Annotated in this window: 11 protein-coding genes; 3 read left to right on the forward strand and 8 right to left on the reverse strand. The window is 57.9% G+C overall.

What is annotated here, in order from left to right; all coding sequences use genetic code 11:
- Positions 1 to 300: 300 nt before the first annotated feature.
- From VHB22_RS11730 to uvrA, 3 genes are all read right to left on the reverse strand, one after another.
- Positions 301 to 1005 (reverse strand): phage Gp37/Gp68 family protein, encoded by a 705-nt coding sequence (locus tag VHB22_RS11730; RefSeq protein WP_325457243.1) that lies wholly within the window; start codon positions 1003 to 1005, stop codon positions 301 to 303.
- A 46-nt stretch (positions 1006 to 1051) separates the two neighbouring features.
- Positions 1052 to 1939 carry a three-Cys-motif partner protein TcmP gene (tcmP, locus tag VHB22_RS11735; protein WP_325457162.1) on the reverse strand — a complete coding sequence of 296 codons (888 nt, stop codon included), beginning with the start codon at positions 1937 to 1939 and terminating at the stop codon, positions 1052 to 1054.
- A 64-nt stretch (positions 1940 to 2003) separates the two neighbouring features.
- Positions 2004 to 5021, reverse strand: a complete 3018-nt coding sequence (gene uvrA / locus VHB22_RS11740) for an excinuclease ABC subunit UvrA (protein WP_325457163.1) — start codon at positions 5019 to 5021, stop codon at positions 2004 to 2006.
- Positions 5022 to 5481: 460 nt separating this feature from the next.
- Between uvrA and VHB22_RS11745 the strand changes: the two genes are divergently transcribed.
- The gene (locus tag VHB22_RS11745; protein ID WP_325457164.1) at positions 5482 to 6102 is read left to right on the forward strand and encodes a hypothetical protein; all 621 of its coding nucleotides are present in this window, start codon (positions 5482 to 5484) and stop codon (positions 6100 to 6102) included.
- Between the two features lie 774 nt (positions 6103 to 6876).
- On the opposite strand, the gene rhuM is transcribed toward VHB22_RS11745, so the two are convergent.
- Together rhuM and VHB22_RS11755 are read right to left on the reverse strand one after the other, a co-directional pair.
- Entirely contained in the window at positions 6877 to 8007 is a 1131-nt protein-coding gene (rhuM, locus tag VHB22_RS11750; protein ID WP_325457165.1) for a RhuM family protein, read from the reverse strand.
- A 135-nt stretch (positions 8008 to 8142) separates the two neighbouring features.
- Complete coding sequence (locus tag VHB22_RS11755) at positions 8143 to 8535, reverse strand: YkgJ family cysteine cluster protein (RefSeq protein ID WP_325457166.1); 393 nt, start codon at positions 8533 to 8535, stop codon at positions 8143 to 8145.
- Between the two features lie 340 nt (positions 8536 to 8875).
- Between VHB22_RS11755 and VHB22_RS11760 the strand changes: the two genes are divergently transcribed.
- Positions 8876 to 9385: a single-stranded DNA-binding protein gene (locus VHB22_RS11760; RefSeq protein ID WP_325457167.1), complete on the forward strand. Its 510-nt coding sequence runs from the start codon at positions 8876 to 8878 to the stop codon at positions 9383 to 9385.
- Positions 9386 to 10312: 927 nt separating this feature from the next.
- Here VHB22_RS11760 and VHB22_RS11765 read toward each other — a convergent pair.
- Positions 10313 to 11266, reverse strand: coding sequence for a cation diffusion facilitator family transporter (locus VHB22_RS11765; protein WP_325457168.1), 954 nt, complete (start codon positions 11264 to 11266; stop codon positions 10313 to 10315).
- A 119-nt stretch (positions 11267 to 11385) separates the two neighbouring features.
- Between VHB22_RS11765 and VHB22_RS11770 the strand changes: the two genes are divergently transcribed.
- Positions 11386 to 11583, forward strand: a complete 198-nt coding sequence (locus VHB22_RS11770) for a hypothetical protein (RefSeq protein ID WP_325457169.1) — start codon at positions 11386 to 11388, stop codon at positions 11581 to 11583.
- A gap of 16 nt (positions 11584 to 11599) precedes the next feature.
- On the opposite strand, the gene VHB22_RS11775 is transcribed toward VHB22_RS11770, so the two are convergent.
- Together VHB22_RS11775 and VHB22_RS11780 are read right to left on the reverse strand one after the other, a co-directional pair.
- Positions 11600 to 11977 carry a c-type cytochrome gene (locus tag VHB22_RS11775; RefSeq protein ID WP_325457170.1) on the reverse strand — a complete coding sequence of 126 codons (378 nt, stop codon included), beginning with the start codon at positions 11975 to 11977 and terminating at the stop codon, positions 11600 to 11602.
- A 147-nt stretch (positions 11978 to 12124) separates the two neighbouring features.
- A complete protein-coding gene (locus tag VHB22_RS11780; RefSeq protein ID WP_325457171.1) occupies positions 12125 to 12727 on the reverse strand; it encodes a PRC-barrel domain-containing protein in 603 nt (200 codons plus the stop codon).
- Between the last annotated feature and the right edge of the window lie 210 nt (positions 12728 to 12937).

Genomic DNA, 12937 nt, shown 5'->3' on the forward strand with positions numbered 1-12937 from the left:
GCTTGGCAGTTGCCAAGTAAAGGACCGTTGCTGATGCAGTTTTTTCCGCGATGCGATTTATGAGCCGCACGGCATGGCCATCGATGCGTGTCCGAGTTGGGTCGGAAGCAGACAGGTAAGGCTCTCAGCGAGGCTGCCCCATCCGAGCGCAGAGCTCCGCGCCCGGCGGCCGGCTCGACGAAGGAGAGTCGCAGGGCGGAATCAAAAGACAGCGCGGATACGCGTGGTCATCCGAAGCGCGATGCCTCGCCGAATGGGTGAAAGCATTATGGGGGCGGCTGAGAGGGCGGGGATAAGATTTTATTCAGCAGCCTGCAGCATGGCATCCGGATACTCGTCCCAGGTACGACCATTCAAAATACGTCCGGCTTTTTTTTTGTTCACGCCGCCCCATTGCTTGAAGAAGAAAGCAGTGCCGTACTTGTCGCACGCAGTTTGGATATCCGTTACCCACTTCTCATTCATGGGACGGGCAGAAGGACCGGATTCGCCGCCGACGATGGCCCACTGAATGTCTTTAAGCTTTGGGCGACCCACGGCGCCGATCAACGGCTCAAAGGAGATAAAGCGAACTGATGCAGGGATCGACCGTAGTATTTCGATGCGGTCGATATAGTCGGCACTCTCCACCGAAGTTCCGAGCCAGACATTGGGCAAGCGATGCAAACGCGCACGAGTGATCACGTCTCGCATGTTCTCGGGCCGCTTGGTTAGAATTTGATAGGAATGCCAATGTGCATCTTTCATCACCTGCCAAACTTTGGCGATGAATTCGTCTGGGACGCCGTCTTGAAATAGATCAGACATTGAATTGACGAAGATGCGTCGTGGCTGCCGCCAACGCAGCGGCACGTCGAGTGTCGGCTCATTCAGATGCAACCTCCCTGTCCAAACCGGCCGATTACCACTCTTGCGGATTACTCCTTTATACGACGAATGCTCCATTGCTTGCAGCCGTGCTGCCATACGCATAGCGTAGCAGTTAGTGCAACCGGGCGAGACCATGAGGCACCCGGAAACGGGATTCCACGTCGCATCAGTCCATTCAATGTCAGATTGACCTGCCACGGTTTCCGCTCCTCATAACCGCCCGCGCAAGTTTCATCGCAAGGTCTTTAGCCTTCGGGCTAGGGTTTGCGCACGCAAACATGAACGAATACCAGTGACCACCATTTCTGCCTAATGGCAGCCATTCATCCAACACTCCACCCTCGAATACGGTGGACATGCGTTCGTGCATAAATTTTGTGACTGACTCGGGAGTGGCCGTCTTAACGAAGCTAGTAGACGAGTCTCCAAACAAGTCGGGAGCCTCGTCGACGGATTCAATAAATCGCGTTCTCCACTCTGTGGTGCCTAAGATTCTGTCGAGCGATTGCTCGTGAGTGTAGTGGACGCTGCCGTTAGTGCCCAACTGTCTGTAAATGCTCAATCCCGCCGGGAATAAGTACCATAAATCGACGGCTTTAGTTTTTGCTATCGCGTCTAAGGTGCCCCATGCAACTTGGCTTCCAAATGGATCAAGAAAAACGACTGCTCTCGTCTTGCTCCAATCTCGCTGAGAACAAAGCTCAAGCAACCCATCGTTCGCATCGACATTCATGATCTGGATATGCTTGCGTTTGTGTTTGGAACGAACCTCTTCCAGAGCATTCGCCTTGCCTCGCCCCTTCTCGATGAAGACGTAGCTCCTAAAGCCCTCATCAATTTCAAGTGCCCGATTGACGGAACCTATGATGAAATCCTGGGCGTCCTGATCCAAGGGCAATTCGGGGTGTTCTGCCGACTGAGGGATCTTGCCTGTCCCAGCGAAGGCATCGATGTACACAGTTTCGGCCCAAGGTTTGTTTTTGAAAACTTTTACGTAAGCCCGGAGGTACTTCTCCAAGCAGTCCAACTTTTGGATTGTGTGCACACTGCCAAATTTAACTTGCGCCATCTTACGCCCCCGAATCGATCGGGAACAAAAGTAGAACATTTCTTTGTAATGCACAATAGGAGTTCTACTCCGCCGCCTGCTTCTTCCCCACCGCCTTCGCTCTTTTGTTTGCGGCTTCCGACTCCGCTCCGCGGAGCCGGCCGGAAGCCGCGCTTCTCGCCAACACCGGTTTCAAATACTGCCCCGTATAGCTCTCCTTCACCTTCACCACATCCTCCGGCGTGCCGGCCGCGACGATGGTCCCGCCGCCGTCGCCGCCTTCGGGGCCGAGGTCGATGATCCAGTCGGCGGTCTTGATGACTTCGAGATTGTGCTCGATGACGACGACGGTGTTGCCCGCGTCGGCCAGCTCGTGCAGCACTTCGAGCAGCTTCGCGACGTCGTGGAAATGCAGGCCAGTCGTCGGCTCGTCGAGAATGTAGAGCGTGCGTCCGGTCGCGCGGCGTGACAGTTCCTTCGACAGCTTGATGCGCTGCGCCTCGCCGCCCGAGAGCGTCGTCGCCTGCTGGCCGATGTGGATGTAGCCCAAGCCCACGCGCGCCAGTGTTTCGAGCTTGTCGCGGATCGACGGCACGGCCTTGAAGAACTCGGCGCCTTCCTCGACCGTCATGTCGAGCACATCGGCGATCGACTTATCTTTGAAGGTGACGGCGAGCGTCTCGCGATTGTAGCGCTTGCCCTTGCATTCCTCGCACGTCACGTAGACGTCGGGCAGGAAGTGCATCTCGATCTTGATGACGCCGTCGCCCTGGCAAACCTCGCAGCGCCCGCCCTTGACGTTGAACGAGAAGCGGCCCGGCTCGTAGCCGCGCGTCTTGGCTTCAGGGAGCCCCGCGAACCATTCGCGGATCGGCGTGAACGCGCCCGTGTACGTCGCCGGGTTCGAGCGCGGCGTGCGTCCGATCGGCGACTGATCGATGTCGATGATCTTGTCGAAGTTCTCGATGCCGGTGATCTTGTCGTATTCGCCCGGATGATCCTTGGCGTTGTTGAGCTTGCGCGCGACGGCCTTGAAGATCGTGTCGATCAGCAGCGTCGATTTTCCGCCGCCCGAGACGCCGGTGATGCAGGTGAAAAGGCCGACGGGGATCGAGGCCGTGACGTCCTTGAGGTTGTTCTCGCGCGCGCCGGTGACGGTCAGCATGCGTTTCGGGTCGGGCGCGCGGCGCGTCTTCGGCACAGGCACGTAGCGCACGCCCGACAGATATTCTCCGGTGAGGCTTTGCGGGCTATCCATGATATCCGCAGGCGTGCCCTGGGCGATCACGCGGCCGCCATGGACGCCCGCGCCAGGCCCGATATCGACGACGTGGTCCGCCGTCATGATCGCATCCTCGTCGTGCTCGACGACGATGACGGTGTTGCCGATGTCGCGCAGATGCTTGAGCGTTCCAAGCAGGCGGTCGTTGTCTTTCTGGTGCAGGCCGATCGACGGCTCGTCGAGCACGTAGAGCACGCCCGTTAGCCCTGAGCCGATCTGCGACGCGAGGCGGATGCGCTGCGATTCGCCGCCCGACAGCGTGCCGGATGAGCGCGACAGCGTCAGGTACGTCAGGCCGACGTCATTCAGGAATTTGAGGCGGTCGCGGATCTCTTTCAGGATGCGCGTCGCGATCTCGGTCTGCTGTTTGGTGAAGGTTTTCGGAATGTCGCGGAACCATTCGTTCGCGGCCTTGATCGAAAGATCACAGACCTCGCCGATGTGCTTGCCGCCGATCTTGACGGCCAGAGCTTGCGGCTTGAGGCGATAGCCGTTGCAGGCATCGCACGGATGCGCGCCCTGGTAACGCGAGAGTTCATCGCGCACCCAATCCGAGTCCGTTTCCTTGAAGCGCCGCGTGATATTGCCGATGACGCCCTCGAACGGCTTCTCGGTCGAGTAATGGCGCGTGCCGTCCCAGTAGGTGAAGACGACGTCTTCGTCGCCCGAGCCGTAGAGCAGCGCCAGCTGCACGTGCTTCGGCAGCCGCTCCCACGGCGTCTTCATCGACACCTTGTAATGCTTGGCGAGGCTTTCGAGCGTCTGCTCATAATAAGGAGACGACACGCCGGTCTTCGCCCACGGATAGATCGCGCCTTTCTCAAGGCTGAGCGTCGAGTCCGGCACGACGAGGTCAGGCTCGAAGCGCAGTTCCGAACCGAGGCCGTCGCACACCGGGCAGGCACCCGCAGGCGCGTTGAACGAGAACAGCCGCGGCTCGATCTCGTCGATCGTGAAGCCCGAGACAGGGCACGCGAACCGCTGCGAGAAAACAATGCGCTCGTGCGTGTCGTTCTTGGATTTGTTGGCGCCCTCGGTCTCCGATTTCGGCAATGCCTTATCCACGAATTCGGCAATCGCCAAACCATCCGACAGCCTCAGCGCCTGCTCGAAACTATCCGCCAGCCGCGTCGCGAGATCCTTCTTCACGACGATGCGGTCCACGACGACATCGATGTCGTGCTTGTATTTCTTGTCGAGCTTAGGCGCGTCGCCGATGTCGTACACGGTGCCGTTGATTTTGAGGCGCTGGTAGCCCTTCTTCTGCCACTCGGCGATTTCCTTGCGGTACTCGCCCTTGCGGCCGCGCACGACCGGCGAGAGCAACAGCAGTCGCGTGCCTTCCGGTAGCTCCAGAACGCGATCGACCATCTGCGAAACCGTCTGGCTTTCGATCGGCAGACCCGTTGCGGGCGAGTAGGGAACGCCGACGCGCGCGAACAGCAAACGCAAATAGTCGTAAATCTCGGTGACCGTGCCGACCGTCGAGCGCGGGTTCTTACTCGTCGTCTTCTGCTCGATCGAGATCGCAGGAGACAGGCCATCGATATGATCGACGTCCGGCTTCTGCATCATCTCCAAGAACTGCCGCGCGTACGCCGACAAGCTCTCGACGTACCGCCGCTGACCCTCGGCGTAGATCGTGTCGAAGGCGAGCGACGATTTTCCCGAGCCCGACAATCCCGTGAACACAACGAGCGCGTCGCGCGGGATTTCGAGATCGACGTTTTTCAGATTGTGCTCACGCGCGCCGCGCACGTGAATGGTCTTCATGAGCTCTGAACCGGCGCGGGCGGCCGGCTTTTTCGTCGGTGATTTCATGGGCTACGTCTATCCGAGGGCTATCCGGGCGGCAATGCGACCCGAGCCAGCGCCCACACATGACCCCCGACGTCCCCGTTTTCAAGGGCTTGGACCGTTCACGTCCACGTCACCAATCTCTCACCCATTCCCTCCCCTTGCGGAGAGGGGTTAGAGCCTGCCCCGGCGAAGGCCGGGGGGGTGGGGGGCGATCCGGACGTGATGTGGCGGTGGACGCACCTCTTCGCCGAAGCAGCGGCGTTTGCTTGCCATGTAGCTGACAATCCGCCTGATCTTTCACCCCACTCACGACCCCTCCCCATCGAGGGGAGGGGAGAAGTGCGCGCGCGTGCCTGCATCTTCGTTGTCGAAGGTCGGGGTGTTCACACCCCCGTCAGCAAATCGACAGCATTCAGCCTTGACGGCATCTTATGAGTCCTCGAAACCAATTTCGTTCGTTTGTTGACGGGGGAATTCAAAAATGACCGATACGTCGTCACTTCTCAATCTTTCCAGTCCGTCCCATCCCGTGAACCGCACGCTGACGCTAATCAAGCTGCTCGTGCTCGCCGTCTCGGTCGCAGCCGCGATCCCGACCGCGCGCAATCTGTATTTTTCTTGGAAGAACGACGTGCCCTTCGATCAGGTCGATCATCGTCTCGCGCAAGCGGCGCTTCTAGAAAAGAACTTCGATTGCAAAATCGACTATCGCGCGCTCGTCACGCAAGGCAATGCGCGCGTCGAGGTCGGCAGTTGCCCCAAGACGGGCGACATCTCGATCCGTGTCAAGGGCACAAACGGCCAAGTGAATTACGAATGGATCGCGTTCGATCGCCTGCCGAAGCCAATGTCGGCACACACAGCGAGCTTGCTCGACTTGATCGTATCGCCTGCCCATGCGGCGGAAACAGCAACGCGCGTGGATCAGTCGTTTGACGTCGCGCAAGACATGTCGGTGCTTTGCCAGGCCAAGTCGGGTAACAACGTTATCCGCGTCGTGCAATCGGGCGGCAAGTGCACGCGCGAAACGGTGTCCATTTTCCGCGGCTCGGTCGAGAAAAGCGAAACCGTTCCGTGCGACAAAGCCTGTCCGATAAAGTAAATCAGCAATAGACATCGCACGTGAAGATCGCGCGGCGTCATTCACATTTTTTCCGTCCTGGCGCACGCCGACTTGACGACACCGCAATTGAGGCACACATTTATTCTGTGACGGTGCTGCTGTCGCCGTTGCATCGCATGAAGCGTCTCGGCCGATGAGCAGCGAGGCGATGGGCGAGCTGTGTAGCCGGCTGGCGCGTAAGAGCCGTCGTCTATGTGGAAGAAGGCAGCAGGCGTGACACGGCGAAACAATCGAGGAAGGAGATGACTCCACCGGGTTATCAAACGAGACCTCGAGAATTCTGGTTCACGAGGTCAGCAGCTTGACGAGCGCTCTCGAGAATTTGGCCGCGCTCACGACGGCTGTCGGATTTACAATTTGGATCTATCGCACGAGGGCGGCTGCCGTGAAGGTGAGCCAGAGCCTCGCTTCAAAAGCCCGGTTATAATCTGGGCAGACCATCGAAGGTAAACACAAGCCCCGCGCGCATCCGAGGATGCGGCGGGGTTTAGCTTTTGTGCTTGGCGATTTGCGTTCCTCGACCCGCGCCAAGCCGCGCTCCACATGCCATCTTCAGCCGCGAGTATGCGAAGGCGGAATGCAGCGCAGGACTTTAGAAGAAGCAATGTCCGACCTTGGAAGCTTTTCCTAGTCCTCGATTGGAAACTCAGAATATCAGCGTGCTCGGAGGGGCAGAAATGCCGAAAATGATAGACGGCCTCGGTGATGAGTTCGGAAGATCTTGAATCGAGGATTCTGCGCAATATTTTGAACTTACTTTTTCTTGTCGACCTTTTCCGGTTTTCGGGCCTCAGCTTCGGCTTTCATTCGCTCTCTATAGAGTTCAAGTTGCTCAAGCGCGTGGGCGTCGGCGTCCTCGCGTTTGCTGAGACCGAAATCTTTGAGCAGAGGCCATTGGTTGAAATTGATAAAGCCGATGAGCTTTTCCCGGACCGCAGCCATGGTCGGCAATCGCCCTTGATCTAGCTGTTCTTCCACGTAATCGAGCCACATCTCGGTTGCCCGGTTTTTTCGTTCGGCTTCGCCCTGGGCGAGATAGTTGTTACCGATCTTGACGTCATTTTGCGTAGGACCACGTTTCCCCGCGTAATACGTCAATCCGAGATCGGGTTTCTCCGCATCGCACCGTTCCAGGATGAGCTGCGGTGCCGTCCTTCCGCTAGAAGCCCACAGCAGCTTGTTTTCCATATCCATGAAGAACGCGCGAGCGGCCGCGATGCTTCCGTCGTAGTCCGAACAAAGTGTGCAAAGTCGTAGAACTTCACGATACGAATTTCGTATTGAGGTTCGAATTTCGCGCGCAATCTTGCGAAACTCATCCAGGGCGCCGGGCTCGCCCTGATTCTTCAAGCGCTCGACGTCAACGTAAAAGCCCTTGGTCAGGATTTGAACGAGCTTGTCCGTCGCCCAGATGCGGAACATCGTACCCTGCGTTGAGCCGACGCGATAACCTACGGAAATCATTGCATTGAGATTATAAACGGGTCTCTCTCGCCGGACACTCCGACTGCCTTCTTGTCGAACCTGTGAAATTTCTTCACAGGTTGCCGCTTTATGAAGCTCACCCTCCGCGTAGATGTTCGCCAAATGCTTTGTGATGGATGTGCGATCTACGCCGAACATTTCGGCCATTTGGTCTTGTGTCGCCCAAAACGTCCCATCTCGGAACGGCAATTCGACGTTGATGCCTTTTGGAGTCGCGTAGATCAAAAGAGGATGCGCCGAATCCTCGTGGCCGACAAGTCGAACCGGTCTTTCGGAATCTTCTTTAGCAATCTCGGCGTCGACTTGCTTTGTATCCGTTCGGGCGAAGCGCCGTAGCGTTTCGTCAAAATCTGCGTCAATCGCGGGCGGTTTTTGATGTTTGCGAGTGAACTTGGCCATGTGCGAGAACCTTCTCGGTCAGTCGCCCTACGACTTGCAATAGAAGGTCATTGACGCGTCCACCTTCCTCCGTATCGCGGCGGTTGTAGCTTTAGCACATTTCGCCGATGACGGCAGTCGGGGTACTTGTAATTGTCAATCCTTGTGATTGGTGATCGCGACGAACGTGTCGTCGTTCTGGCAGCGCCGCTCATGCATCAGGAAGTCGTAATATCCGCACCGGCCGCTGCCGGGATAGGCGCGGCATGTGCTGGGGCGCGCATGGTAGATCGTGCAGCGGCGCTCTTTCGTATCGAAGAACTGGCAAATGCGCCCGTAGTGTTTGTCGCCCTTGCGGCGCATCAGATATTTGTGGCCGTGCCCTTCGCGTGTGAAGCGCTTCTTTGCGGTGTCGTATTTCAATTTGAAATACTTCGCGAGGCGTTCGACGTCGCGCTTGGTCAGTGGAATGACCGGATACGAGCAGCAATAGCCCGGGCAGTTCAAACAGTTGTATTGAGCCATCGTCGGCTTGGATGCTCCGGTCATGCGCGGTGGCGGCGCGGGTAATCGGGACAACCGCCATAGACGATCGACTCGGCCAGTCAAGCGCCGCCGAGAATAAGATCGATCCGGCGACATGGAATCCGCTTGCGCTGTTGCCGCCGCCTTCCTATATTGGAACATAATGTGAACATAGCCGCGCGCAAAGGCGTGGAAAAAGCAAATGATCTGCGGCAGCTGGATCACCTAGCCTCTAATGTAGGCTAGAGATTCTGCGGCGCTGCCGCCGATACAACTAAATCTTTCGCGACGCTCGTTTCGACTCGGGCCGTACGCAGGCGTCACCGACGTTCAGTTCAAAACACGGTTTCAAGGAGATCTGCGAATGGCAGGTTCGGTCAACAAGGTCATTCTCGTCGGCAACGTCGGCAAGGACCCCGAAATTCGCCGCACGCAGGACGGCCGGCCGATTGCCAACATCAGCTTGGCGACGAGCGACACCTGGCGCGACAAGCAGACGGGCGAGCGCAAGGAAAAGACCGAGTGGCATCGCGTCGTCATCTTCAGCGAGCCGTTGTGCAAGATTGTTGAGCAATACGTGAAGAAAGGCGCGAAGCTTTACATTGAAGGCGCGCTGCAGACGCGCAAGTGGACCGATCAATCGGGCGCCGAGAAGTATTCGACGGAGGTCGTGCTGCAAGGCTTCAACGGTACGCTGACGATGCTCGACGGCGCGAGCGGCGGCCGCGGTTCTTCGGTCGGCATGCAGGAAAGCGGACCGGATTACGGCTCCGACGGTGGCTTCGGTTCCAGCGAGCCACGCCGTGTCACTAAAACGGGCGGCGGCGCAAAGGGTGGCTTCGACCAAGCCCTCGACGACGAGATTCCATTTTAATGATGCGTGGCGCTCGGGTTCCGCGCGCCGGCGGAACCCGAGGGATGTTTCGTCCGGTAACGGGTGCGATCTATCTTGCGTTAAATGAATGTAGACGCGCAATGCGATTGAGGTTGGAATGCCATACTTCAATCTGGCAGTGGGCTCGAAAATCTTATCGGCGGTGGCAAGTAGTCGAGCTGAGGCACTCGAAATTTTTGGTAGCGCTATCGGCGAGGCATTGACCTTCGAGAATCAAGGCTGCGTTGCTCAGCATATGTTGGACGAGTGGACAAACGGACCGCATGGGGTGAACCCACACGTTCCGATTTGGGTGAAACCTAAAAGGCAAGGTAGCAATCCCGTCTTCACTCGACGTGACGCCAGTTGAGCAGTCTGGGTGCCGACCTCCGTCGGCATGACGCTGATGTGGCTGCGTTGCGGCCGGAACGCCGGAAGACGTGGTAAATGTGAAGGAGAGCTAAACGGCGCAGTATTTGAAGCCGGTCCTCGGACGGAAGCCGAAGCCTACTTCGAAAAAAGACGCAGTAGAATAACTCTTTCCGCTTGAGTTCGGACGCCTCGACACCGTCATCCCGGCGAAAGGCCGGGATCCAGCCAAGCCTGAACGAGTCGTAGTTTAGCCGGCTTGCCTAGGCTCCGACCTGCGTCGGGGTGACGGGCGAGGAAAGCGCTGACAGTCCCCGCCTGCGCGGGGATGACGACGTTGAGACGGCGTGCTTCCACTTACGAGTGTCATCATCGGCTTCATGCCGAGATCCAAGCGATCAGGAAGCCCGATGCGCGATGGGTCCTCGGGAGAAGCCCAAACAAACGTCATCCCGGCGCAGGCCGGGATCCATTCCAGGTTTCGGTAGGACGTGGATGCTTGAACAGATCCCCGCCTGCGCAGGATGACGAAAGTACGGGGCACAACCCCCGCATTCCCTAATGCAGCGTCACGGCGGCCGGAACGAATGTGTCTTCCGACTGTACTTCGATGAACAGATGGCGCACTTCCGGAAAGCGCGTTTTGATCGTGCTTTGTAGCCGTGCCGTAACCTGTTCGACTGTCCGGGCGCTGACGCCGTCGTTGAAATCGACACTCGCCGTAACGAGAACGTCGTCGGGCCCCAAATGCATTGTGAGGATGTCGTTGATTTTCCGGATCGGTTTTCCGGATCCGATCTCGCTCCCGACGATCTCCCGAATCCCCGCCTGCACAACGCGTGAGGCCGCTTCACCGACGATCAGCGATTTGATTTCGCGCGACATGAAAATCGCGACGGCTGCAAGCACAAACCCGATCAGTATCGAGGCGACGCCGTCGGCGCGTTCATATCCGCCGCGATCCGACGCAAGCGTTCCGATAAATGCGATCGATAGCCCAATCACGGCCGCCGCATCTTCGAGCACGATCGCAAACAAACTGGGATCCTTCGAACGTCGCAACGCTTCGAAAACTCCGTGGCGCGCCTCCCGGCGGCCGCCGAGTTCGCGAATAGCTTTGAAAAGCGAATAACCTTCGAGGCCCATCGCAACGGCCAGCACCGCATAGAGCACGATAACGTTTTCCAGCGGGTGCGGATCCAGCACTTTCAGGATGCCCTCGTAGATCGCGACGCCTGCCCCAAGAGAGAACAGCACCATCGCGACGATAAAGCTCCAGAAGTAGATTTCCTTGCCGTGGCCGAACGGGTGCTGGTCGTCGGCCGGGCGTTTGGCGCGTGTGATGCCAAGCAGCAGCAAACCTTGGTTGGCCGTATCCACGAGCGAATGGATGGCCTCGGAGAGCATGGCGGACGATTGCGTCCAGGCCGCCGCCACGAACTTTGCCGCTGCGATACCGAGATTGCACCCGAGTGCAATCAGAACGACAACCTTCGAACCACCCGCGTCCACGTCGCCCCCTTCAACTGCGTGTCGTCATATCTTGCCACGGTGTGGTGAGTAACATAAGCCCTGAACGGCCCAAATGACCCAAGCCCTGTGTCGTTAACGGCGAAGGCTGGGAGAGCGCCGTGAGCCGCCTGTTAGCCGTTCTGATCGCTGGCATTGTCCTCGCGCCCTCCGCAGGTCAGGCGGCGCGGTGTCAGTTGGCGTCTAGCTCCTGGACGGATCGCGGCATCGACGCGCTATTGCCGACCGCAAACGTCGCGCGTGAGAGTGGAATGAATGTCTCGCCCGGAGTAATTCTGGGCCAACAGCGGGCGTGGTGAACGCGCAACGCACTGATTATTTCGATTTCAAAAACTCGATGATTGCCTTCCGCGTGTCGGCGTCGGCCACGCCTCCGAACGGCTTCATGTTATTGTTTTGAACGACGCTATCCGGATTCGTGATGAACTTGTCGAGCGTCGCTTCATCCCATGTGATGTTGGCTTGCTTCATCGACTGCGAATAGTTGTTGTATCCTTGGAGCGATCCGGACTTGCGGCCCACAACGCCATGCAGGCTAGGACCGAGCCGGTTGTCGCCCTCCTTCCATGAATGGCAGGTGCGGCAATTGTTATTGAATGCCTCCTCGCCCGATGCTGCGCTGTCCGCCGCGCATGCACCACGGCTGATAAGCGTCGAGAGCAGCAGGACGGCGGCAGCAACGAATAAATGCATCGGATATTCCTTTCCTTAGCCTGGACGCGGTTCAAGCTCCGGCTGCCGCGAAATGGCGGCGCCCGTAGGAAAAGAACGCAAAAAACCCCGGCGCTGTTCCACGCCGAGGTATCGTCAGGACAGCAAGCAGATTTAGCGTCTGCGAAATTAGTTCTTCGGCTCGTCTTTCGACGCGTCTGAAGGTTTGGCCGCCTCTTTTGCCTTTTCGATCGCGTCCTGAGCCTGTTGCTTGGCTTTTTCGATTGCAGGTCCTGCTTTCTCTTTCGCAGACTCATAAGCTTCCTGCGCGGCGGCCTTGGCCTTTTCATACGCGGGACCGGACTTGTCGCGAATTTCCTCTCCCTTTTCGACGGCGCGCTGCAACCAGCCCTTAGGCGGATTCGCCCGAATGTAGGGTTTGGCATTGGCCAACGCGTCTTTGGTCGCCGCGGGCATCGTGATGACGATGCCCTTATCCGTCGACTCGATGTTGAGCGCCGAGAAGCTCACGCCGACTTTTTTCTCGCCGACGCCAAGAAATCCGCCCACGCCGATGATTGCACCGATGATTTTGTTATCGCTATCGACGATAAGATCTTCGATATCGCCGACAACCTTGCCGTCGCTGCCGTGGATGTTCGCGCCAAGCAGACGGTCCTTGGCCAGATATTCTGTGGGTTTCTGTTGAGTGAAAAAGAGATCGTCCGCACGCGCCGGAAGCGTCACCGCCGTAAGTGCAAGGAAGACGGTTGCGAATATCCTCGGAGTCATGTCGAAGTCCTTTTTTGTGAGCGCGCGGTTCGCGGAATCGCCGCGCCGGTCGATGTAGCCTAGGGTCAGCGACGCTAAATTCGTACCGGGACGGCTCTAGCTTTCCACTGTGTCCGGAGCAAGTCGTGTGCACGGCTGCGGTGATCCAAAACGGATCGCATAAGACATTGAAATAACTTATCAAAATTTCCTCTACAATCTCGCGTCATG

The sequence above is a fragment of the Hyphomicrobium sp. genome (assembly GCF_035548195.1).
Classification (GTDB): Bacteria; Pseudomonadota; Alphaproteobacteria; order Rhizobiales; family Hyphomicrobiaceae; genus Hyphomicrobium_B.

Coding starts and splice junctions, on each gene's coding strand:
- VHB22_RS11780 (WP_325457171.1), bottom strand. CDS start 12,727: ATGACTCCGAGGATATTCGCAACCGTCTTCCTTGCACTTACGGCGGTG.
- VHB22_RS11730 (WP_325457243.1), bottom strand. CDS start 1,005: ATGGTCTCGCCCGGTTGCACTAACTGCTACGCTATGCGTATGGCAGCA.
- uvrA (WP_325457163.1), bottom strand. CDS start 5,021: ATGAAATCACCGACGAAAAAGCCGGCCGCCCGCGCCGGTTCAGAGCTC.
- VHB22_RS11760 (WP_325457167.1), top strand. CDS start 8,876: ATGGCAGGTTCGGTCAACAAGGTCATTCTCGTCGGCAACGTCGGCAAG.
- VHB22_RS11775 (WP_325457170.1), bottom strand. CDS start 11,977: ATGCATTTATTCGTTGCTGCCGCCGTCCTGCTGCTCTCGACGCTTATC.
- tcmP (WP_325457162.1), bottom strand. CDS start 1,939: ATGGCGCAAGTTAAATTTGGCAGTGTGCACACAATCCAAAAGTTGGAC.
- VHB22_RS11745 (WP_325457164.1), top strand. CDS start 5,482: ATGACCGATACGTCGTCACTTCTCAATCTTTCCAGTCCGTCCCATCCC.
- VHB22_RS11755 (WP_325457166.1), bottom strand. CDS start 8,535: ATGACCGGAGCATCCAAGCCGACGATGGCTCAATACAACTGTTTGAAC.
- rhuM (WP_325457165.1), bottom strand. CDS start 8,007: ATGGCCAAGTTCACTCGCAAACATCAAAAACCGCCCGCGATTGACGCA.